Origin of the sequence: Acidovorax radicis, assembly GCF_020510705.1 — a bacterium.
GTDB classification, from domain to species: domain Bacteria; phylum Pseudomonadota; class Gammaproteobacteria; order Burkholderiales; family Burkholderiaceae_C; genus Acidovorax; species Acidovorax radicis_A.
Genome location: NZ_CP075184.1, coordinates 4,376,713 through 4,396,493, shown reverse-complemented (window position 1 = coordinate 4,396,493; position 19,781 = coordinate 4,376,713). Strand labels below are relative to the sequence as shown.

Below are 19,781 nucleotides of genomic sequence, written 5' to 3'. Positions count from 1 at the left end.
GGTGTTCTCCTGATAGACGAGATGTGAAACGACGCGGGGCTAGACCAAGGCCTTGATCTGGTCGTAGTTGATGGTTTTGCCGTTGGAGAGGGTCAGTACCAGCTGGCCGTTCTCGGCACCGGCAGCCGTCACCTTGGACAGGCTGAGCGCGGTGGAATCGATCTTGGTCGCGCCATTGACTGCCGTGACGCGGAACTGCAGCGCATCGGTGGCACCGGTGTATTTGCTGGCGTCCCATTCGAAGGTGTGGCGCCCGGCGCTTTGGGCGCCCATGTCCACGGTGTCGATCACTTGGCCACCGGCTGTCATCACCTCGATCTTCACCCCGGTGGCAGCGGAGTTCAATTCGAAACCGCCCTTGCCCGTCTTGTCGGCCATCGAAAGGCTCGAGCCCTCGGTCATCACGTTGCGGCCAACCAGCGCCGTGCCTTGCATGACCTGCAGCGAGTTGAACTGGGTGGCCATGCTCTGCATGGTCTGGTTCAGCTGCTGAATGCCCGTCACCGTATTGATCTGGGCGATCTGCGAGGTCATCTGGGCGTTGTCCAGCGGGTTCATCGGATCCTGGTTGTTGAGCTGCGCGACCAGCAACTTCAGGAACCGGTCCTGGGCGGCGGCTGGATCGGTGGCCGCATTGGCTTTGGTGCCCGATGAATCTGTGGCGGTCGTGGCGTTGGTGGCACTGAGGATCATGGTGGGGTCTCCCGAGGGTTACTGGCCCATCTGCAGGGTTTTGAGGAGTAGCGTTTTGGCCGTATTCATGACCTCGACGTTGTTCTGGTACGAGCGCGAGGCTGAAATCATGTTGACCATTTCCTCCACCGCGTTGACGTTGGAGTGCGTGACGTACCCCTCCGCATCTGCGGACGGGTTGCTGGGATCGTGAACCCGACGCCCCGGCACATTGCTTTCGCTCATGCCGCTGATGCGAACGCCAGCGGCGCCCTCGGATCCCATGGGCGCCGTCTGAAACACCACCTGGCGTGCCTTGTACGCTTGCCCGTCGGGCCCCGCAACGGCATCGACGTTGGCCAGATTGCTGGCCACCACGTTGAGGCGCTGCGACTGCGCGCTGATGGCGCTGCCAGAGACGTTGAAGATGGAGAACATGGACATGGTGGATCTCGCTTTCTGGGCGGCGTACTTATTGGCCCTGGATGGCGCTGAGCATGGTCTTCGCGTTACCGTTGATGAAGCGCAGCGTGGCCTCATACCGCACGGAGTTGTCCACGAAATTGGCACGTTCCCGATCAAGATCCACGGTGTTGTTGTCCATGCTCGGTTGTGTTTGCACGGCGTAGCCCATTGCACCCTGTTTGTCGATGCTGGCGCTTGTCTGAACAGTGGCCAGCGGTATGTGGCGCGCGTCGGTGGTGCCCGCGCCAGTGGTGGATGCATAGCCGCTCATCGCAAGGCTGGTGGTGCCAGAGCCTGTTCCGGTGGCTTCGCGCAATGCATCCCCGAACTTGAAATCACGGGCTACATAACCGGGGGTGTCTGCGTTGGCGATGTTGCTGGCGATGGCGCGCTGACGTTCCGCACGCAGCAGGAGCGCGTTGCCGTGAAAGTTCAGCTGGTTCGTCATCTTGTCAAGCATGTTTGCCTCACACCATGGGTTGCAAAGGCGCCAGCCCCGCGGGCTTTTTGGCGTGGTTCGATTATGGAAACGGCGCCCTTTTTCTAAAGCGCAAAAAACGTGGAGTTGGATGGGTAGTTCGGGGTTTTGGGTGCATGCTGATTGCCTATAGTCCCGGTTGTGAAATAGCGTTTGCGGATGGCCTTGACAAGGTTCTGGAGGCAACGCTTGCGCGACGCCCAGGAGGTCACCATGGCAAAGCCCGTTCTTCCACTCATTTCCATTTCCACCCTTTCCCTGACGGCTGCTCCAACGAAGCCGAGCAGGGCGAGCCGCGTGGTGCGTTTCATTGGCCTTGGTCTTGGGCTATTAATACTGGCTGCCGCCTTCGGGGGGGGGCGTACCGCCCACGCCCAGGCAGCTGCCGACCCGGCTGTGGATCTTGGCCCGTTGACCCAGCGGTGGCTGGATGACACATTGGCACGCAACCAAACGGCAGGTTTGCCGCTGCGCATGGAAGTCACTGTTGGTTCGTTGGACTCGCGTTTGCGACTGGCCCCTTGTGCTCGGGTCGAACCCTATCTGCCGGTGGGGTCGCGTCTGTGGGGGCATACGCGCCTGGGACTTCGGTGTGTGGAAGGTGCCACCGCCTGGAATGTGTTTTTGCCGGTCACCATCAAGGCGTTTGGCCCCGCGTGGGTATTGACGAGTAATGTCGCGCCCGGTGCTACGCTGACGGCTGAAGATGCCACCGAGGCTGAAGTGGACTGGGCTGCCGATTCCGCGCCCATCATGGCCAACCCGGATCTCTGGGTGGGGCAGGTCGCGGCGCGGCAACTGATGGTGGGCCAGGCCTTGCGCCAGCCCATGGTACGAGCCCCTTTGTTATTCCGCGCAGGCGCCCAGGTCCGTGTGGTTGCCCAAGGCCCCGGCTATGCCGTTACATCGGCGGGGCAGGCCATGTCTGCGGGCGCAGTCGGTCAGACTGTACGTATAAGAATGAGTAATGGCAAGGTAGTGAGCGGGATTGTTAGCGAGAATGGGACGGTCGACATCACACTTTAAGGATGTCAAGGCAATAAATGGCTAAAGTCCCGGCGAAATGAGTCGAAAACATTGCTACTGTGCCCCACATCGAACGGGGTGGTGGAGAGAGCGATGAAGATTGGTCAAAAACCGGAACTCCCGGGCGCGTTGGCGCAGGCAGGGCTTGCCAAGCAAGCCAAAAGCCCTGCGGTTGCTGCTGAAGGGGCTGCCAAAGATGCTGTGGCGAAGTCAGCCGCCGGTGTGCCGGTCACGGTCTCTATGGCTGCACGAGCACTCAGCCCATCCAGCCGCACTACAGGCGATTTTGATGCCAGCAAAGTCAAGTCGGTTCGCACGGCTATTGAGAAGGGCGAATTTTCTGTGGACGCAGAAGCGGTCGCTGATCGGATGCTGTCCAATGCGCAGGAGATTCTGTCCCGTTCGCGGGGTTGATTTCAGTTGTTCAGTTGATATGTCTTTGCAGCTGACATGATCCGTCGCACAATGGGCCATGTTGCTGGAAGAATCCCTCACAGCTGTTGAGCAGCTGATCGAAAAAGTTTCTGCTGCGCTTCTCGCGGCAGACCCCTCCTCCCTGGAAAAAAACAGTACGGCGCTGCGCGATGCTGCGGCGCAGTTTGCTCGCGTGCTGGAGCAGTCTGCGACACGCGGCATGCCCCTGCCGTCGTCGATACAAAAGCGGTTGGATGCTGTCGGCGCGATGCTGGTGGTGCACCGTGAGAGTCTCGCCCGCCTTTCCGTGACAACAGACCGCCAAGTCGCGGGATTGCTACCTCCGGCAGACCCGGCATCTACTTACAGCAATGGTCTGGGTGCGCGTGCCGCCAAACCCGGTGTCGCCCGTATCTATCGCTCGGCGGGCTGATAGCCGGGGTGCTGCGCGTTCAGTCGCCCCAACGTGCTGAGCGCATGAAAAGAAAAAAGGGGGGCGGGCTGGTGATGTGTGCTGTAAGCGCTCAATGCGCCCGCATCTTGGCGCGCAGGCGAGCGATGGACTGGCTATGCAGTTGGCACACCCTGGATTCTGTGACACCCAGCACCGCTGCGATCTCTTTGAGATTCATGTCATGTTCGTAGTACATACCCATGATGTACTGCTCGCGCTCCGGCAGGCCCTTGATGGCATTGACTAACGACGCTTTGAGGCGATGGTCCCGCAGTAACTCCACCGGGTCTGCATCGCTATCGGCCACATGGCGGTCCAGAAAACCATCATCGTCTTCATTGCCCCGCGTCATGTCCTCAAGATACACCAGTTGGGTACCGCGAACCTTGCCCAGCAGCGACTGGTAGTCCACCAGGGTCATCCCCATTTCAGCGGCGATCTCTGACTCCAGGGCGCTTCTCCCGAGCTTTTGTTCCAGTCGGTTGACGGCCTGCTCAATGTCCTTCTGGCTTTTGCGGGAGCTGCGCGACATCCAGTCGCCTTCGCGCAGCTCGTCCAGCATGGCGCCCCGGATGCGCTGGGTGGCAAAGGTCTCAAACTGCACGCCTTGCGCGGCTTCATAGCGCGAAAGCGCTTCTGCCAAGCCCATCATGCCTACCTGGATCAGGTCATCCAGCTCAACATTGGGAGGCAGCTTGGCGATCATGTGGTGCGCAATTCTTCTGACCAGCGGGAGGTGCTGGCGAATCATGGCATCGCGATCAAGCTGGCCTTTGGCGGTGTACATCAGATCAGTGGCTCCGGACAAAATGGGCAGGTGTTCCTGTCATGTTGCTGGGCGGTGGCGCAGTCAGCGCCTCGTCCATCGTGCCCGCATTCTCCAGGAGTTGCAAGGCCAGGCGCTGCAGATCCTGGGGATTCTGGGTTGCGATCGTCGTGGTGCGCACGGGGGCTCCCAAATGCCGCTCCGCACACGACTGCAGGGTTTGCAACCCAAACTGCGCCCTGCGGCGCTCCGACGCTGTGTTCCCCTGAAGCAGCGCGGCCACCATGCAAGGCAAACCAGTGTGAAGCGCTATCTGCTTGAGGCTCTTGTAGCTGGTCAAGACACCCGCAGAGCCTCGGCCCATCACCACCAACGGGATGGTTGCCGTGTGCGTCAACAATGGCCCCAACGTGGCGGCTGGCGCATGCAACACCACGAGCCCATAGGTTCGAAAGCAGGGCAGCAGGCCTTCGAGCGGGGATGCATGAGCGCGGCCCGCGTTTCGGCTGAGGTACTGGAGGCCGCGGGCTGCGGGAATCACGGCCAGAGACGATGCGGCGGCCCCTGTGTTCAGGTGTGCGCCCTCGTCCCACGGGGTCTGTTGCATGAGATGGAAGAGCCCCGGGCTTTCTTCGGTCTCTTGCGCAGTGCCATCAAGCACAACCACCGGGTAGCCAAGCCGCTGCAAGCTCGCGCATATCTGCCATAGCGTCTCCAGACCATTGCCTGTATTGCCCTGGCTTGCCACTGCCAATACCCGCACGCCGGATTGCGGCGTGAAGCTGTGAAGACCGGCAGCCTGGTGAAAACCAAGATCAAGCATCGACCAGCCCTCCCTCCGTTACCGAGTCGGGGGAGTGGGAGAAAAAGAAATTCAAATCCGTGGCCTTCGGATCGAACGCTGATTTCGAAGGCGCGCGCATGGATGTGCTGATGAGCTTGTGCGCGTCGGCACGCTCCCAGTCTTCGGGGACGCGTTGACCGTTGGTCACGCCGCGCAGCACCATCTGGTGGCGGATGAGTGCATCAATGGCGGGGCCGAGTTTGACCGCCTCGTCCACCTTGGACAAGATGGCTTGTTGCGAACCATCGGTCTTGAAGGCGGTCAGCACATCATCCAGCGTGTCACCGTGGCAGCCCGCGTTCAGGACAAGCAACCGGTTGACATGCGGCAAGTCCAGCACGTCAAGCATGTCGCGCTTGCGCGGGTCGCGCGGTGCAACCCCGGTGGTGTCGATCAGCACCATTTTTTTTCCACTGAGCAAGCCCAGCAGATCTTGCAGGGCCGCACGGTCGTGGGCCAGGTGGGCCACGATACCCAGCATGCGGCCATAGGTGCGCAGCTGCTCGTGCGCTCCGACACGGTAGGTGTCCAGTGTAATCAGGCCGACACTTCCAGGCCCGTGGATGCGGGCACACATGGCTGCCAGCTTGGCGGTGGTGGTCGTTTTGCCCACGCCAGTGGATCCCACCATCGCGAAGATGCCGCCTTGTTCGTACAGGGGGGGATCCGCCAAATCGGTCTTGAGGTTGCGTTCCAGTACTTCCATCAGCCAGCGCACGGACTCACCTGCGGAGAGGTCTTCCGGAAGGCGCTCGAGCACAGCGCGCGCCAACGAAGGTGAATAGCCCGCGCGGATCATCTTGAGCATGAGGTTGGACTGGATCGGGTTCTGACGTGCCTGTCCCAGCCAGGACAGTGTGTTGAAGCGGTCTTCAATCAGCTCCTTCATTGCTTGAAGCTCATGCATCACGCTTTGCTGGTTGTTGGACTGCATGAGGCTCGAGCTTGCAGCCTCTTGGCGACGGCGTGGCGCCTCCGCCGGAATATCCACCGGAATCGTACGCAGCGGGTTGTGTCGGGCCACCGCAGGCGCTGGCATGCGTTCACGTTCGGGCGCCTGGCTGCGGCTGCGTTCCGACAACGAAGACGTTTCCGAGGGGCCGTTGAGTGCCTCATGGCGACGGCGCAGCATGCGTTCTCGCACATAGTCCTGGAACGACAGCGTGCTCATAGCAAGCTGTTCGGTATCTTCCTCCACGGGGTTGCGTGCGAGGTTGATGGCTGCTGTCGCCTGAGGGGTGCGTGTTGGCGCGGTAGTTGCCGCCCTGGGGGCCAGAAGCGGTGGGTTAGAGGCGCTGCCTGCGTCACCATCCAGTGCCGACAATGTGTCTTCGGCTGTCGCAACGACCTCCACACCATTGGCTGTGGGGCGGTTGGACAGAATCAACGTGCCGTCGCCAAAGGCCATGCGCGCCTTGGCCAGCGCCTCCCGCGAGGTGGGGGCGGTAAAGCGTTTGATGTTCATGTTGATGCACCTTTAAGGATCGGCCCAATACGGATGGTGTGGGTCTCTGGGATTTCACTGTGCGCAAGCACCTGCAGCCGGGGCGCCACGCGGCGCACGAGGCGGGAGATGGCATTGCGTATCTGATCGGGAACCAGCAGGCAGGCAGGCAAGCCCATTTCTTCCTGCTTGAGCGCCACCTCGGCAGCTCTTTGGGTGAGGGTGTCCGCAACGCCGGGGTCGAGTGCAGGCCCGGCGGTGTTGCCCAGCGCCTGCACGAGAAGACGCTCCAGGCCTGGCTCAATGGCGATGACGTTGAGTTCGCGGGTGGGGCCGTAGATCTGCTGGACGATGGCGGGCGACAGTGCAATGCGCACGCGGCGGGCCAGTTCGACGGGGTCGGACACCGCGCCAGCATGCTCGGCCAGCGTTTCGATGATGGTGCGGATATCGCGAATGTGCACAGACTCTTCCAGCAACAGCTGGAGGACTTTCTGAAACGTTGCGATAGAGACCATTTTCGGAACCACTTCTTCGATGAGCTTGGGGGCCAGCTTCGCGACGTGCTCCACCAGTTGTTGGGTTTCCGTGCGACTGAGGAGCTTGGCTGCTTGCACTTGCATCAAGTGTGACAAATGGGTGGCCATCACGGTTTCGGAATCAACGACCGTAAAACCTGCCATTTGTGCCGCTTCCTTCTGGCGTTCGTCGATCCAGTGTGCTGGGAGGCCAAAAGCGGGGTCTGTGGTCGGCGTGCCCAGCAGCGGTGTGGTGATGCCCCCGGGATTAATGGCCAGAAACATGCCAGGGAAGGCCTCGCCTTCACCCACCACCACGCCACGCAGCGTGATGCGGTAACCGCTGGGCTTGAGCTCGAGGTTGTCGCGTACATGCACGGCAGGCGGCAGAAAGCCGACTTCCTGGGCGAACTTGCGGCGCACACCCTTGATGCGGGTGAGCAGATCGCCTTGGCGGCTCTTGTCCACCAGGCTGATGAGGCGGTAGCCCAGCTCCAAACCCAGGAGGTCCACAGGCTGCAGGTCGTCCCACGTCGCCTCTCCATCGCTCACGGGCGCAGGCGGGGCTTCAACCTCTGGGGGAACCTTCTGACGCTCGTACAGAAGCCATGCTCCATAGCCCAAGAGGCCGCCCATGGTCAGGAAAACGATGTGCGGCATCCCGGGAATCAAACCCAACAGCACGAGGATGCCTGCGGTCACGCCCAGAACCCGTGGCGACATGAAGAGCTGCTCGACGATTTGGCGGCCCATGTCGTGGTCCTTGCCGACTCGCGAGATCACCATGGCGGCTGCGACAGAAATCAACAGCCCCGGAATCTGGGCGACCAGCGCATCACCAATGGCCAGCAGGATGTAGCTGTCGGCCGCCTGCTTGGCCGACAGATCGTGCTGCAGCACGCCGATGGCAAAGCCGCCAATGATATTGATGAGCAAGATCAAGATGCCGGCGACTGCATCACCACGCACAAACTTGGATGCACCGTCCATCGAACCAAAGAAATTGGCTTCTTCAGCCACTTCGGAGCGGCGGCGCTTGGCTTCTTTCTCGTCGATCAGGCCTGCGTTCAGGTCGGCATCCACCGCCATTTGTTTGCCCGGCATGGCATCCAGCGTGAATCGGGCCGAGACCTCGGCAATACGCTCTGCGCCTTTGGTCACCACCACGAAGTTGATCACCACCAGAATGGCAAACACGATCAACCCGACGGCAAAGTTGCCACCAATCAGAAAGTGGCCGAATGCTTCGATCACCGCACCGGCTGCGCCGGGGCCGGTGTGGCCTTCCAGCAGCACCACCCGGGTAGACGCCACGTTCAGCGAGAGGCGCATGAGCGTGGTCAGCAACAAGACCGAGGGAAACGCCGCGAAATCCAGCGGGCGCAGCATGTAGGCAGCCACCATCATCACCATCAGCGCCACGGCAATGTTCAGCGTGAAGAACGCATCCAGCAGCCAGGGCGGAATGGGTAGCACCATCAGCGCGAGGATGGCCACCACCAGCAGCGGGGCTGACAGACCCTGCAGTGCGCCAGCGTTGGTGCCCGCCCACTGCTGAAGAGACTTTACGGAGGTGTTCATAGGGCATCGCCTTGCACGGTCGTGCGGTTCAGCGGATCGAGTTCAGGAGGCACGTACGGGTCCACCAGGCTGTCGGGCATGCGGCCCTCGCCACGCATGGCTGCTTTGAGGCGATAGACATAAGCCAGCACCTGGGCCACGGCGGTGTACAGCGTGGCGGGTATGGCCTGATCGAGTTCGGCATGGGCATACAGCGCACGGGCCAACATGGGGGACTGCAGCACGGGGATGCTGTGTTCCTTGGCAATGTCACGAATCTTGAAGGCGATGAGGTCCGTACCCCGCGAGATGACCTGCGGCGCGCTCATGGTTTTTTCGTCGTACTTCAGCGCCACGGCATAGTGCGTCGGGTTCATGACCACGAAGTCGGCCTTGGGCACAGCCCCGACGCTGGCGCGTTCTGACATTTCGCGCTGTCGCTGGCGGATCCGACCCTTGGTGTGCGGGTTGCCGTCGGACTCCTTGTGCTCCTGCTTGATTTCTTCGTGCGACATCTTCAGGCGCGCCTTGAAGAAATAGGCCTGCAAAGGCACATCCACCAGTGCTGCCAAAAACACGACCAACAGCAGCAAGCTCATGCCAGAGGTCAGCCAGTCGGCAATGTGCCGAATGGCCAGCGGCGAGGGCTGCAGCACCAGCATCGCCACCGATTCCATGCTGTTTCCAAGGAACTTCCAGGCCACGAAGGTCAGGATGGAGCTCATCAGCACCATCTTGGCAACGTTGGCCATCTGTTGCTTGGAGAACATATTCACCAAGCCGGAAATAGGATTGAGCCGATTGAACTGTGGCGTGATGGGCTTGGCGCTGAGAATCCAGCCACCAGCGGCGATAGCGCTGATGAGCGCCGCACCGCTGGTCAACGCGGCAAAAACCGTGCTGGCGACCAAGCCCACAATCACCATGTTTTGCAGACGATTGAGCATCGTGCCGGGGGCCATGACCATGGCAGCATCGAATGCCAGCTGTTGGCCCAGGGCCAGTTCCAGCTGATCCATCAGCTGGGGTGCCAACACCAGCATGCAGGCCGCACCGGCCCCCAGTATCGCCAGGTGAGAGAGATCGCGCGAGCGCGCCCCTTGGCCGTCTTCGCGCGCTTTTTGCAGCTTACGTTCTGACGCGGGGAGGCTTTTTTCTTGGCTGGATTCCATGGTGGCATGACGGCTCGTGTCATGCCATTGTCGTGAGCGACTCGGAAATCTAAAGCGCGATAAGGGGGCTGCGACCCCCTCTTTTCGATACCGGCAACGTCAACTTCATTGGCGGCCACGGCGCCGCCGCCGTTGATCAGAACCCGAGGCTGGCGAGCAGGTCGTCCACCTGGGACTGGTCGGTCACCACGTCTGCCGTGTTGACAGGGTCCACCACGGGCCCTTGAAGATGAGCGCGTGGCGCTTCAACGGGGGCGACGGGCACCTGCATGTTGGGCGGTGCTGTCTGAATGAGCAGTTGCACCAGCTGCGCTTCAATGGTGGCGGCAAGATTGACCACGCGGGCAATGACCTGGCCCGTGAGGTCATGAAAGTCCTGCGCCATCATGATTTCGGTCAGATGGGTGTCGGCTTCCTTGGTGACCCGCTCCACGTCGGTCAGGAAATTCATGATCTCGCCCTTGGCCACGGCTGCCACCGGGTCTTTCACGAGCGATGTCACCACACGGCGTGTTTCCGTAGCGATGAAATCATGTTGTGCCTTGGCCTGTTCCACGCGGTTGAGCACCTTTTCGGCGGCTTCACCCGTCAAGCGGGCGATATACGACAGGCGGCTCTGGGCATCTGGTAGCTCTCCCATCGAACCGCGCAGCTTGTCCGCGTAGCCCAGTTCATTCAGCGAATCGTGCAGCTGACGTGTCAGCAGGCCAATCTTGTGGTGTACATCGGTCGGCTGCTGGTTGTTGTCCGGTGTGTCGTCCATGGCGTCACAGCCCCATCTTCTTGAGAATCAAGGTCACTTTCTCTTCGAGGGTCGCTTTGGTAAACGGCTTGACGATGTAGCCGGCGGCGCCGCCCTGGGCCGCTGCAACGATGTCTTCCTTGCGCGCCTCTGCGGTCACCATCAGAACAGGCAAGTGTTTGAGTTTGTCGTCCTTCTTGATTTCAGCCAGCAGCTGAAAGCCGTTCATGTTGGGCATGTTGATATCGGTCACCACAAAATCAAACTTGCTGTTGCGCAGTTTGTTCAGGGCAGCCACACCATCTTCGGCTTCGTCCGCATCGGCAAAACCGCTCTCTTTGAGCAGATTGCGCACAATGCGCCGCATGGTGGAGAAATCGTCAACGATCAAAAAACGAAGGGCTGTGGTCACTTGGGACCCTTTCGGTCGGAAATAGCTGTAAGTATTGTCATGGGCGGCAGGTTTGGTGACAAGTCGTAACTGTCACCTGCTGGGGGGGGGATTTTCCCGCTTTTCATTCAGCAGCTCTGTTGACGTGATTTCGGGGATACCTTTACCCATGAGTCGTTCTTCGGCCTCGCGGGTCAACACCGTGATGGTGATGCGCCGATTGGACGGGGAGCGTGGATTGTCGGGGTCCAGCAGATCGCTGGCCGCCAATCCTACGACACGGCCCAGTTTAGCGTCTGGCATGCCTGCAGAGACCAGCTCCCTGCGTGAGGCATTGGCACGGTCAGAAGACAGTTCCCAGTTGCTATACCCGCGATCGCTGTTGCCATAGGGCACGGAATCGGTATGGCCTGCCAGGCTGATGCGATTTTCGACCCCTCCCAGGGCTGAGCCAATTTCACGCAGGATGTCCCGCATGTAGGGTTTTACCAACGCACTGCCGCTGTCAAACATCGGGCGGTTCTGGTCGTCGATGATCTGGATTTGCAGGCCATCCGGCGTAATGTCGATGCGAATCTGCGACTTGTATTCGTTCAGGCGGGGGTTTTCGGTGATCAGCGAATCGATCTTGGCCTCCAGGGCCTTGATGCGGTCGCGGTCCTGCTTGGCGCGCTCGGCGCGTGCGGCATCAATACTCATGCGGCGCTGCTTGGCTTCTTCTGCATCCGAGCGCCGCACCTGGCCGTGCACCTTGGCCAAATCGTTGCCTCCACCCGGAATCACGCTGGAGCTATTGCCTGCACCGTCACCGCCCGTCATCGCCACCTTGAGCGGCGACGCGAAATAGGCTGCTATCCCTTGCAGTTCCCCTTTGGCGGTCGAGCCCAGCAACCACATCAGCAGGAAAAACGCCATCATCGCCGTCACGAAGTCGGCATAGGCAATCTTCCAGGCGCCCCCATGCACGGCGTGACCGCCTTTTTTGATGCGCTTGATGATGATGGGCTGAAGCTTCTTTTCTGCCATGGCTTTGTGGGCGGCGCAGTGCTGCTGGTGCTGCTACTTCTTGCCTTTTACGTGCCCTTCCAGCTCGGTGAAGCTGGGGCGAACACTAGAGAAAAGCACCTTGCGACCAAATTCGATGGCGGTGGCCGGGTTGTAACCCTGCATGCTGGCCAGCAGGGTGGACTTGATGCACAGCAGCTCCTTGGACGCGTCTTCGGTCTTTTGCTCCACCAGGCCGCCCAGGGGTTCAACCACCCCATAGGCCAGCAAGATACCGAGAAAGGTCCCCACCAGTGCCGAGCCGATCATCCCGCCCAGCACGGCGGGCGGCTGGCCCACCGATCCCATCGTGTTGACCACCCCCAGCACCGCCGCCACGATACCGAACGCCGGGAGGGCGCCCGCCAGGCGCGCCAAAGCGGCCACAGGCGCATGGGTTTCCTGGTGGTGGGTCTCGATTTCGCTGTCCATCAGCGCCTCGATCTCGTGCGAATTGAGGTTGCCCGACACCATCATGCGCAGGTAATCGGTGGTGAACTCGATCACGTGGTGATCGCTGCCCACGGTGGGGTATTTTTTGAAAATTTCGGATTCGTTGGGCGTTTCCACATCTTTTTCGATCGCCATCAGCCCTTCTTTGCGGGCTTTTTGCAAGATGTCATAGAGCATGGCCATGAGCTCCATGTAGCGCGCCTTGGTGTATTTGGAGCCCTTGAGCGCCATAGGCAAGGCGGCCAGGGTGGCCTTGATGACTTTGGGCTGGTTATTGACCACAAAGGCGCCCAGCGCGCCGCCCAGGATGGTGACGATCTCAAACGGCAGCGCATGAAGAATCACGCTGATGTTGCCCCCGTGCATGACGTACACGCCGAAGATGCAGCCGAGACAGACAACGTAACCAATGATGACAAACATGCTTTAGACGTGTTGGGCTGCTGCCTGGGCAAGGCCATACAAGGCGGGGAGGGGACGGGGCCGCAGAGGCCTCTACGGGGCCAAGGGTACTGCAAATGTATCGGATTGCTGCAAACAGCCCTCTTTTGGCGTACACCAAGGCTGGCCCCTTGGGTTGGTGGCTTTTAGATAAAACAGCCTCTAGCGCATGCTGCATAAGCGCCAGAAGCTATTAAAAACGTAGCAAAAACCTTGCTGTGCGGTTTTGGCAACAAAACACCGCCCTGCGGCGTGTTTCATGCACGCGCGCTTACTTGAGCAGCGCCAGCACGCCTTGCGGGATCTGGTTGGCCTGCGCCACCATCGCTGTGCCGGCCTGCTGAAGGATCTGGGCGCGCGACAGGTTGGCGGTTTCGGCGGCGAAGTCAGCATCCTGGATCCGTCCGCGCGCTGCCGACATGTTCTCCGAAGACACGTTCAGGTTGGCAATGGCCGTTTCGAAGCGCGCCTGCAAGGCGCCATAGTTGGCGCGTTGCCCGCTGATGGCGGCAATGGCTGAATCCACAATGGCGAGCGTGCGGTTGGCGCCATCCACCGTGCTGACATCCATGTTTTGCACGGTCTGGATCTGGCTGCCCGCAGCCGTGGCGACGGTCAGAACCCCCCCGCCTGCAGCTGCGCCGGCTGCATCAATGGCGCTGAAGGACTTTGATGAGTCCAGCGTGATCTGGCCGGTCACTACCAAAGCGGTGCCCGGGACGGTAGCTGCGCCAGCGCCTCCCGCAATCGCTGCGCCCGCGCCGCCGATCAATGCACCGCCAGCGGCATCGGTCACGGTGATGGTGTTGGCTGCCAGAGAGTCATTGGCAATCTTGATGTCATTGCCCGCAGCATTGGTCAGGACCAGGCCGGTTCCGCCGTCGTTCACACGGGCAACGACGCCGGTTTTTGCGGCCGCGTCATTGAATGCCTTGGCGGCATCGCTCAAACCGTCGTTATTGATCGGGCTGCCTACGGTGAAGGAAACGGTGACCGCTTGTGCGTCCCCATTGTCCGAGGCGACCTTGAGGGTGTACGACGTGGCAGCGGTCAGGCCCGACAAGCCAATTTCGGTGCGCGCGCTGGCGCTCACGCCTGTTTTTTCGGTCTGCGCATTCACCAAGGCGGCCGTGTCTTTAGCTGACGCGCCCGCAGGGTAGGGGATGGCGACACTGCCGTAAGCGCCGTTGACGGTCAAGGTGCTGCCGGTGATGGCTGACGCGCCAATCGCGCCTTGGGCCACCACGGCGTTAGGGGTGCTTCCCAGTGTCAGGTCGCCCGCACCGCCCGTGGTGGTGGCCGCAGTGCCGCCAATGCGGTAGTTGCCATAGGCGTTGGTGCTGAAGTTGGACGACGTGGCCGTGATGGTCTGGTTGGCATTGGCGCCGACCTGGAAGGCGGCGCTGGTGAAGGAGCCATCCAGCAGCTTGCGACCGTTGAACTCGGTGGTTTTGGCGATGCGGTCCAGCTCGGAGGTGAGCTGGTTCACTTCGGCGTTCAACGCCTGGCGGTCAGAGGCCGAATTGGTGGCGTTGGCCGACTGCACAGACAGCTCCCGAATACGCTGCAGGATGTTGCCGGCACCGCCCAGAGCCCCTTCAGCCACTTGCGCCAGCGAAATGCCGTCATTGGCATTGCGCGCGGCCTGGTTCATGCCGCGAATCTGGGTGGTGAAGCGCTCAGAGATGGCCAAACCGGCGGCATCGTCTTTGGCGCTATTGATGCGCAGGCCTGACGACAGGCGCTGGATGGAGGTGCTGAGCGATGCCTGGCTCATGCCCAGGTTGCGCTGGGCAGTCAGCGAACTGACGTTGGTATTGATGGTAGCTGCCATGGATATGCTCCTTGAAGGCTGGAAAAACCAAATCTGCGCCGGTAGAAGCCCCACCGTCCGGCAGACAAGACGGGAACGATGGGGGAATTGTGAAAGTGCACGTCGATGTGCAGTGGCCCAATAAAGCGCAGAAAAACCCGGCAACTTGTGCGATTCGCCCTAAAGTTTTGGGCGCAGCGTCCGAAAACATTTGCAACGGGACGTAAATGCCCGCCGTTCATCAGAAACCCCAACCCCTGTGGGCGATGTGAACCGTATAGCCGGGTGCCTTGCCTGGCGCCAGGTTGGCGGCAACGCCATATTCAGTCAGTTCTTTATCGGAGATTTGCCATGGCAGCTACCATCAATACCAACGTCGCCTCGTTGACCGCCCAACGCAACCTGGGCATGAGCCAGGCATCGCTCAACACCTCCATCCAGCGCCTGTCGTCAGGCCTGCGCATCAATAGCGCCAAAGACGACGCCGCTGGCCTGGCCATTTCGGAGCGCTTCACTTCCCAAATCCGTGGCCTGAACCAAGCTGTGCGCAATGCCAATGACGGCATCTCGCTGGCGCAAACCGCTGAAGGCGCCTTGGCGTCGTCGGGCAACATCCTGCAGCGTGTGCGTGAACTGTCTGTGCAGTCGGCCAACGCCACCAATTCGGCCTCTGACCGCCAGGCGTTGAACGCCGAAGTGAACCAGCTCACCTCCGAGCTGGACCGCATCGCCAAAACCACCGACTTCAACGGCCGCAAGCTGCTGGATGGTTCCTTCACCAGCGCAGCCTTCCAGGTCGGCGCCAATGCCAACCAGACCATCACGGCCACGTCGTCGAACTTCAGCACCAACGCCTACGGCAACTACCGCATTGGCGGCACTTCGGCCACGACCACCGGTGGTGCGGGTGACCTGACACTGGGAAGCACGGCTGATGCCGTGGTTGCGCAGGGCAAGGTGGGTGCATCCGGCATTACAGGCAATACCCTCACGATCAATGGCGCCTACGGCAGCGCGGCTGTAACCTATGCCGCAGGCGCTTCCGCCAAGGATGCCGCTGCAGCAGTGAATGCGCAGACGGAAAAGACCGGTGTCAGTGCCACGGCACGGACCGAAGTGGGTCTGTCGGGTTTGGGTGCAGGAAAATCCTACACCTTGAAGCTGGCTTCCGACAACGCCACGGGCCAGGCCGTGACGATCTCCTTCACGGTGGGCGGTACCCTCAACGCCGATGGCCTGAGCGATGCTGCCAAGGCTTTCAACGACGCGGCTGCAAAAACGGGTGTGACGGCACGTGTCAACGACAAAGGCGACGGCTTGGTTCTTACGAATGCCGCGGGCAATGACATCAAGGTGGTCAATGACTCGGTGGCCGCAAATACCATCAGCGTTACAGACGCCGCAGGCGGCGCCTTGGTGGGGGCGGCTGGTGCGGGTATCGCAGGGATGGCCGGGTTGGGCGCCTTTGGTACCGACGACCTTGTGGTAACCGGCCAGCTGACGCTGGATTCGTCCAAGTCGTTCAGTGCGGTGGACGCCGGTGGTGCGGCTGCAGGTGGCGGCTTCCTGAAGGCAGCAACTTCCGCTGCCAGCCAAATGCAAACCGTGCAAAACATGGATGTCAGCACGGTAGACGGTGCCAATCGCACCTTGGCCATCGTGGATGCCGCACTGTCAGCCATCAGCGGCCAGCGCGCCAATTACGGTGCCTTGCAAGCGCGTTTTGAAAGCACCGTGAACAACCTGCAAAGCACGTCTGAAAACACCTCGGCTGCTCGTGGTCGTATCCTGGATGCTGACTTCGCCGCAGAAACTGCCAACCTGTCGCGCTCGCAAATTCTGCAGCAAGCAGGCACGGCGATGGTGGCCCAGGCCAACCAGTTGCCACAAGGCGTGTTGGCCCTGCTGCGTTAATAGGCGCTCATCGGCTACCCGGACCTCGCAGCCCCCTGGGGCCCGGGTTTTGGGTGCGAAGCGGCGGTGATTGATTCGCCGCCGCTTTTTTGCCTTTGCAAAGCGGAACGCAAGGCGGTAGATTGGCAGGGTTCTCAGGTGTTTATTGGCAGGCTGTCACAGCGCAGGTCTTTGATAATTCCCGGCTGTAACGCTCAACGCTTTTCAGGAGATGGACTATGGCTAGCTTTTCATCAATAGGCGTGGGGCTTGGTGGCAGTGTGGATGTCAATGCACTCATCAAGGCCTCTGTGGATGCAGTCAAAATCCCGATTACCAAAACCAACGGTCTCAAAGACCAGGCCACGTTTGTCAACGCAAAAATATCGACGTTTGGGCAACTGAAGTCGATGGTGTCTGATTTTTCAGATGCTGCGGGCAAGCTCAACAGCGTGACCGGCTGGAATGCTGTCACCGCGACATCGTCGAATGCCGACGCCGTGACGGTGAGTGCCACAGGGGGCACGGCTGCCACGTCCTTCAGTGTAGAGGTTCAAAACCTGGCGAAAGCCCAGTCCACTGCATCGGCACCCCTGTTGCCCGTCGGCGGCTACATGGGCGTTGGCTCGTTGAAGATAGAGCTGGGCAAATGGAGCGTCTCGCCCACCAGTTTCGCCGCCGGGGCCGCAAATCCGGTCAATATCACCATTGCCGCGACCGACAAGTTGGCCGATGTGGCCAGCAAGATCAACGGTGCCAACGCGGGCGTAACGGCGTCTATTTTGTCGGATGCGTCTGGTGAGCGCCTCTTGCTGCGCAGCAAGACGACGGGCGAGGATGCGGGGTTTCAGATGACGGTGACGGATGGCGACGGTAACAACACCGATGCCACCGGTTTGTCGCGTCTGACCACAGGTTTGAGCATTGACTACGGTGCCAATGCCAAGGCGACGGTGAACGGCATCCCGGTGTCTTCCGCCACCAATCAGTTCAACACCGTTTCGGGTGTGACGTTCAGTGCAGTCAAAGTCACCACCTCACCCGTTGAAATCACCGTGGCCAAAGACACTACGGCGGTGAGAGCCAATGTCGACGCCTTCGTGAAAGCCTACAACACGCTCAACAACGCGTTGAACGACATCACCAAATACGACAAGGAAAACAAGACGGCCGGGCTGCTGCAGGGGGATTCGACGGCGCTGGGGTTGCAAAACTCCTTGCGCAGTGCGATCCAGTCCATGGCGGACGGGGCGGGTGGATTTCGTGGCCTGTCGAGTATTGGTATCGGTGTGGCGGGCGGGCTTTCCAACATCAACCCCACTGGCGAGCTGGTCGTGGACAGCACCAAGCTGAACAAGGCGCTGGAGAACCCGGATGCCGTCAAGGCCATGTTCCGTGGGCCGGACGGCGGCACGGCAACAGATGGCGTGAGTGAAAAAATCCTGAAGACCACCAAAAGCTTGTTGGCATCAGATGGATTCTTTGCGAGCAAGGACAAGCTGCTTCAAAACTCGCTCAAGCGCAATGCGCAAGAAATCGAACGCGTGAACGATCTGGCAGATCGCACGGAAACCAACCTCAAGGCACGTTACACAGCGCTTGATACGAAGATGAGCCAGTTGAATGCGCTGAATGCCTATATTTCCCAGCAAGTCACCACTTGGAATAAGTCGTCGGGTTAGTCCTTTAGTTTTTCGGGAATTGGCCGATAAATTAAATAACCAACCTAAGTGACACCACCATGTTCAGTGCCTACAGCCCTCGTGCCGCAAATGCCTATCAGCGTATCAACGTTGAAACCAGCATGCACACCATCGACAAGCACCAACTGGTCAGCCTGTTGTATGAAGGTGTCCTCAATGCCGTTGCCACCGCTCGAGGCGCGATGGCCCGTGGGGATGTGCTGGGCAAGTGCAATGCCATCAGCAAAGCCCTCCGGATTCTTGAAGAAGGTCTGAGCACTGCGCTGGACCGGGTGGATGGCGGAGAACTCGCGCAGAACCTGGGTGATTTGTATGACTACTGCATGCACAGCCTGATCATGGCCAACGCGCGCAATGACGATGCCCTGATGGAGGAAGTCATGCGCTTGATCGAACCCGTGGCGATGGGTTGGAACCAAATCAAAAACAACGGCGCCGGTTCTGCCATGGCAACCGCGCCCGCCTCGGGCCAGCCCGTGCTGGTGGAGGCCTGAACCATGTCGCACATGCTGATTGATTACTACAAAGCCATTGAAGACAGCAGCGCCAAGATGCTGGAGGCTGCCCGGCTCAAGGACTGGGACGGCGTGGTGCGCTACGAAGGCGCTTGCGCCGTGCTGATTGAGCAGCTGCGTTTCAAATCGCAAGAGCACAATCTGTTGCCCGAGCATCGGCGTGAAAAGACCCGCATCATGCAGCGCATCCTGCGCAACGACGCACAGATCCGTTGCCTGGCAGAACCTTGGCTGGCGCAGTTTGAGCACCTGTTGGAAGGCCAGCCGCAGATGATGCACTGAGGTGCGATGCGGAATGTCCGCTGCGAAGTTTGAAGCTCTTTTTCAACGAAATATGCCTCAAGCGCTTTATTCATAAGCGCAAGGTGCTATCAAAAATATAGTCAATTCGATGTGCTTCGATGAATTGGCGGCCACAAAAAAAGCCACTCTGGATCAGAGTGGCTTTTTTGTTGGAATGTGGATTGAATTCGGCGCTAGCGCCTGACTGTCAAGCGCTAAACGCTATTAAATACGGAGCGATAGGCCTAGGCGGGTTACCGTCAGGGCTCAGCTCTTGCTGGGCGGGGGCGGGTTTTGCGGAGGGGGGCGCAGCGTGACCGTCAAACCTGCATGTTCATGATGTCGGTGTAGGCCTGCACCATGCGGTTGCGCACATGCAGCGTGGCTTGAAAGCCGATCTGGGCTTTCTGGATGGCCACCATGGTTTCTTCCAGGCTGACCGATGGGTTCTCCATCTGCACTTCCCTTTGCAGGTCGGTAGAGCGGTTCTGGGCTGCGCTCACCGATTGCAATGCGCCTTTGAGGGCGCCTGAAAAACCCACGTCTGTTTCGGCGCCTTGCGGTGCCAAGGCACGGCGCGCTGCGCCGGCGCCCGTCAGGGGCGTGGTAGAGCTTGATATGCGAAGGTCCATGGCGGTATCCGTAGGGAATGGCGGTATGCTGCGTATCCTAATCACCGCCCTGGTTTCCA

Annotated in this window: 21 protein-coding genes; 7 read left to right on the top strand and 14 right to left on the bottom strand. The window is 60.2% G+C overall.

Annotation, left to right across the window (positions count from 1 at the left end; translation table 11 throughout):
• Positions 1 to 39: 39 nt before the first annotated feature.
• Genes KI609_RS20125 through flgB form a run of 3 tightly spaced genes read right to left on the bottom strand, consistent with a single transcriptional unit; the run spans position 40 to position 1,597 of the window.
• Positions 40 to 693 (bottom strand): flagellar hook assembly protein FlgD, encoded by a 654-nt coding sequence (locus tag KI609_RS20125; RefSeq protein WP_226445307.1) that lies wholly within the window; start codon positions 691 to 693, stop codon positions 40 to 42.
• An 18-nt stretch (positions 694 to 711) separates the two neighbouring features.
• Positions 712 to 1,116, bottom strand: coding sequence for a flagellar basal body rod protein FlgC (gene flgC / locus KI609_RS20120; protein ID WP_226445306.1), 405 nt, complete (start codon positions 1,114 to 1,116; stop codon positions 712 to 714).
• Between the two features lie 28 nt (positions 1,117 to 1,144).
• Positions 1,145 to 1,597, bottom strand: a complete 453-nt coding sequence (gene flgB, locus KI609_RS20115; RefSeq protein WP_226445305.1) for a flagellar basal body rod protein FlgB — start codon at positions 1,595 to 1,597, stop codon at positions 1,145 to 1,147.
• Positions 1,598 to 1,828: 231 nt separating this feature from the next.
• Here flgB and flgA point away from each other — a divergent pair, with 231 nt between their 5' ends.
• The 3 genes from flgA to KI609_RS20100 all read left to right on the top strand — a co-directional run bounded on the left by flgA (position 1,829) and on the right by KI609_RS20100 (position 3,488).
• Complete coding sequence (gene flgA, locus KI609_RS20110) at positions 1,829 to 2,641, top strand: flagellar basal body P-ring formation chaperone FlgA (protein WP_226445304.1); 813 nt, start codon at positions 1,829 to 1,831, stop codon at positions 2,639 to 2,641.
• A 93-nt stretch (positions 2,642 to 2,734) separates the two neighbouring features.
• Positions 2,735 to 3,055: a flagellar biosynthesis anti-sigma factor FlgM gene (gene flgM, locus KI609_RS20105; protein WP_226445303.1), complete on the top strand. Its 321-nt coding sequence runs from the start codon at positions 2,735 to 2,737 to the stop codon at positions 3,053 to 3,055.
• A gap of 58 nt (positions 3,056 to 3,113) precedes the next feature.
• The gene (locus KI609_RS20100; protein ID WP_226445302.1) at positions 3,114 to 3,488 is read left to right on the top strand and encodes a hypothetical protein; all 375 of its coding nucleotides are present in this window, start codon (positions 3,114 to 3,116) and stop codon (positions 3,486 to 3,488) included.
• A 91-nt stretch (positions 3,489 to 3,579) separates the two neighbouring features.
• Here KI609_RS20100 and KI609_RS20095 read toward each other — a convergent pair whose 3' ends face one another.
• From KI609_RS20095 to KI609_RS20050, 10 genes are all read right to left on the bottom strand, one after another.
• Positions 3,580 to 4,296 (bottom strand): RNA polymerase sigma factor FliA, encoded by a 717-nt coding sequence (locus KI609_RS20095; protein ID WP_226445301.1) that lies wholly within the window; start codon positions 4,294 to 4,296, stop codon positions 3,580 to 3,582.
• Positions 4,297 to 4,300: 4 nt separating this feature from the next.
• Positions 4,301 to 5,098 (bottom strand): hypothetical protein, encoded by a 798-nt coding sequence (locus KI609_RS20090; protein WP_226445300.1) that lies wholly within the window; start codon positions 5,096 to 5,098, stop codon positions 4,301 to 4,303.
• Positions 5,091 to 6,584: a flagellar biosynthesis protein FlhF gene (flhF, locus tag KI609_RS20085; protein WP_226445299.1), complete on the bottom strand. Its 1,494-nt coding sequence runs from the start codon at positions 6,582 to 6,584 to the stop codon at positions 5,091 to 5,093. Before flhF ends, KI609_RS20090 begins: the two co-directional genes overlap by 8 nt.
• Positions 6,581 to 8,662, bottom strand: a complete 2,082-nt coding sequence (gene flhA / locus KI609_RS20080) for a flagellar biosynthesis protein FlhA (RefSeq protein WP_226445298.1) — start codon at positions 8,660 to 8,662, stop codon at positions 6,581 to 6,583. Before flhA ends, flhF begins: the two co-directional genes overlap by 4 nt.
• Positions 8,659 to 9,813 carry a flagellar biosynthesis protein FlhB gene (locus KI609_RS20075; RefSeq protein ID WP_226445297.1) on the bottom strand — a complete coding sequence of 385 codons (1,155 nt, stop codon included), beginning with the start codon at positions 9,811 to 9,813 and terminating at the stop codon, positions 8,659 to 8,661. Before KI609_RS20075 ends, flhA begins: the two co-directional genes overlap by 4 nt.
• Positions 9,814 to 9,949: 136 nt before the next feature.
• Complete coding sequence (locus KI609_RS20070) at positions 9,950 to 10,576, bottom strand: protein phosphatase CheZ (protein ID WP_226445296.1); 627 nt, start codon at positions 10,574 to 10,576, stop codon at positions 9,950 to 9,952.
• 4 nt (positions 10,577 to 10,580) lie between these two features.
• Positions 10,581 to 10,967: a chemotaxis response regulator CheY gene (cheY, locus tag KI609_RS20065; RefSeq protein ID WP_010466076.1), complete on the bottom strand. Its 387-nt coding sequence runs from the start codon at positions 10,965 to 10,967 to the stop codon at positions 10,581 to 10,583.
• 72 nt (positions 10,968 to 11,039) lie between these two features.
• On the bottom strand, positions 11,040 to 11,972 hold the full coding sequence (gene motB / locus KI609_RS20060) for a flagellar motor protein MotB (protein WP_226445295.1): 933 nt from the start codon (positions 11,970 to 11,972) through the stop codon (positions 11,040 to 11,042).
• A gap of 33 nt (positions 11,973 to 12,005) precedes the next feature.
• Positions 12,006 to 12,866 carry a flagellar motor stator protein MotA gene (gene motA / locus KI609_RS20055; protein ID WP_226445294.1) on the bottom strand — a complete coding sequence of 287 codons (861 nt, stop codon included), beginning with the start codon at positions 12,864 to 12,866 and terminating at the stop codon, positions 12,006 to 12,008.
• 289 nt (positions 12,867 to 13,155) lie between these two features.
• Entirely contained in the window at positions 13,156 to 14,718 is a 1,563-nt protein-coding gene (locus tag KI609_RS20050) for a flagellin (RefSeq protein WP_226445293.1), read from the bottom strand.
• Positions 14,719 to 15,048: 330 nt separating this feature from the next.
• Between KI609_RS20050 and KI609_RS20045 the strand changes: the two genes are divergently transcribed.
• The 4 genes from KI609_RS20045 (at position 15,049) to KI609_RS20030 (ending at position 19,090) form a co-directional block, all read left to right on the top strand.
• On the top strand, positions 15,049 to 16,611 hold the full coding sequence (locus KI609_RS20045; RefSeq protein ID WP_226445292.1) for a flagellin: 1,563 nt from the start codon (positions 15,049 to 15,051) through the stop codon (positions 16,609 to 16,611).
• A gap of 218 nt (positions 16,612 to 16,829) precedes the next feature.
• A complete protein-coding gene (gene fliD / locus KI609_RS20040) occupies positions 16,830 to 18,272 on the top strand; it encodes a flagellar filament capping protein FliD (RefSeq protein WP_226445291.1) in 1,443 nt (480 codons plus the stop codon).
• 59 nt (positions 18,273 to 18,331) lie between these two features.
• Complete coding sequence (gene fliS, locus KI609_RS20035) at positions 18,332 to 18,787, top strand: flagellar export chaperone FliS (RefSeq protein WP_226445290.1); 456 nt, start codon at positions 18,332 to 18,334, stop codon at positions 18,785 to 18,787.
• 3 nt (positions 18,788 to 18,790) lie between these two features.
• The gene (locus tag KI609_RS20030) at positions 18,791 to 19,090 is read left to right on the top strand and encodes a flagellar protein FliT (protein WP_226445289.1); all 300 of its coding nucleotides are present in this window, start codon (positions 18,791 to 18,793) and stop codon (positions 19,088 to 19,090) included.
• A gap of 320 nt (positions 19,091 to 19,410) precedes the next feature.
• Here KI609_RS20030 and fliE read toward each other — a convergent pair whose 3' ends face one another.
• Positions 19,411 to 19,722 (bottom strand): flagellar hook-basal body complex protein FliE, encoded by a 312-nt coding sequence (gene fliE / locus KI609_RS20025; RefSeq protein ID WP_226445288.1) that lies wholly within the window; start codon positions 19,720 to 19,722, stop codon positions 19,411 to 19,413.
• Between the last annotated feature and the right edge of the window lie 59 nt (positions 19,723 to 19,781).

Excerpts from the sequence above, each read along its gene's own strand:
- KI609_RS20125 (WP_226445307.1), bottom strand. The coding sequence starts at position 693 with ATGATCCTCAGTGCCACCAACGCCACGACCGCCACAGATTCATCGGGC.
- flgC (WP_226445306.1), bottom strand. The coding sequence starts at position 1,116 with ATGTCCATGTTCTCCATCTTCAACGTCTCTGGCAGCGCCATCAGCGCG.
- flgB (WP_226445305.1), bottom strand. The coding sequence starts at position 1,597 with ATGCTTGACAAGATGACGAACCAGCTGAACTTTCACGGCAACGCGCTC.
- flgA (WP_226445304.1), top strand. The coding sequence starts at position 1,829 with ATGGCAAAGCCCGTTCTTCCACTCATTTCCATTTCCACCCTTTCCCTG.
- flgM (WP_226445303.1), top strand. The coding sequence starts at position 2,735 with ATGAAGATTGGTCAAAAACCGGAACTCCCGGGCGCGTTGGCGCAGGCA.
- KI609_RS20100 (WP_226445302.1), top strand. The coding sequence starts at position 3,114 with ATGTTGCTGGAAGAATCCCTCACAGCTGTTGAGCAGCTGATCGAAAAA.
- KI609_RS20095 (WP_226445301.1), bottom strand. The coding sequence starts at position 4,296 with ATGTACACCGCCAAAGGCCAGCTTGATCGCGATGCCATGATTCGCCAG.
- KI609_RS20090 (WP_226445300.1), bottom strand. The coding sequence starts at position 5,098 with ATGCTTGATCTTGGTTTTCACCAGGCTGCCGGTCTTCACAGCTTCACG.
- flhF (WP_226445299.1), bottom strand. The coding sequence starts at position 6,584 with ATGAACATCAAACGCTTTACCGCCCCCACCTCGCGGGAGGCGCTGGCC.
- flhA (WP_226445298.1), bottom strand. The coding sequence starts at position 8,662 with ATGAACACCTCCGTAAAGTCTCTTCAGCAGTGGGCGGGCACCAACGCT.
- KI609_RS20075 (WP_226445297.1), bottom strand. The coding sequence starts at position 9,813 with ATGGAATCCAGCCAAGAAAAAAGCCTCCCCGCGTCAGAACGTAAGCTG.
- KI609_RS20070 (WP_226445296.1), bottom strand. The coding sequence starts at position 10,576 with ATGGACGACACACCGGACAACAACCAGCAGCCGACCGATGTACACCAC.
- motB (WP_226445295.1), bottom strand. The coding sequence starts at position 11,972 with ATGGCAGAAAAGAAGCTTCAGCCCATCATCATCAAGCGCATCAAAAAA.
- motA (WP_226445294.1), bottom strand. The coding sequence starts at position 12,866 with ATGTTTGTCATCATTGGTTACGTTGTCTGTCTCGGCTGCATCTTCGGC.
- KI609_RS20050 (WP_226445293.1), bottom strand. The coding sequence starts at position 14,718 with ATGGCAGCTACCATCAATACCAACGTCAGTTCGCTGACTGCCCAGCGC.
- KI609_RS20045 (WP_226445292.1), top strand. The coding sequence starts at position 15,049 with ATGGCAGCTACCATCAATACCAACGTCGCCTCGTTGACCGCCCAACGC.
- fliD (WP_226445291.1), top strand. The coding sequence starts at position 16,830 with ATGGCTAGCTTTTCATCAATAGGCGTGGGGCTTGGTGGCAGTGTGGAT.
- fliS (WP_226445290.1), top strand. The coding sequence starts at position 18,332 with ATGTTCAGTGCCTACAGCCCTCGTGCCGCAAATGCCTATCAGCGTATC.
- KI609_RS20030 (WP_226445289.1), top strand. The coding sequence starts at position 18,791 with ATGTCGCACATGCTGATTGATTACTACAAAGCCATTGAAGACAGCAGC.
- fliE (WP_226445288.1), bottom strand. The coding sequence starts at position 19,722 with ATGGACCTTCGCATATCAAGCTCTACCACGCCCCTGACGGGCGCCGGC.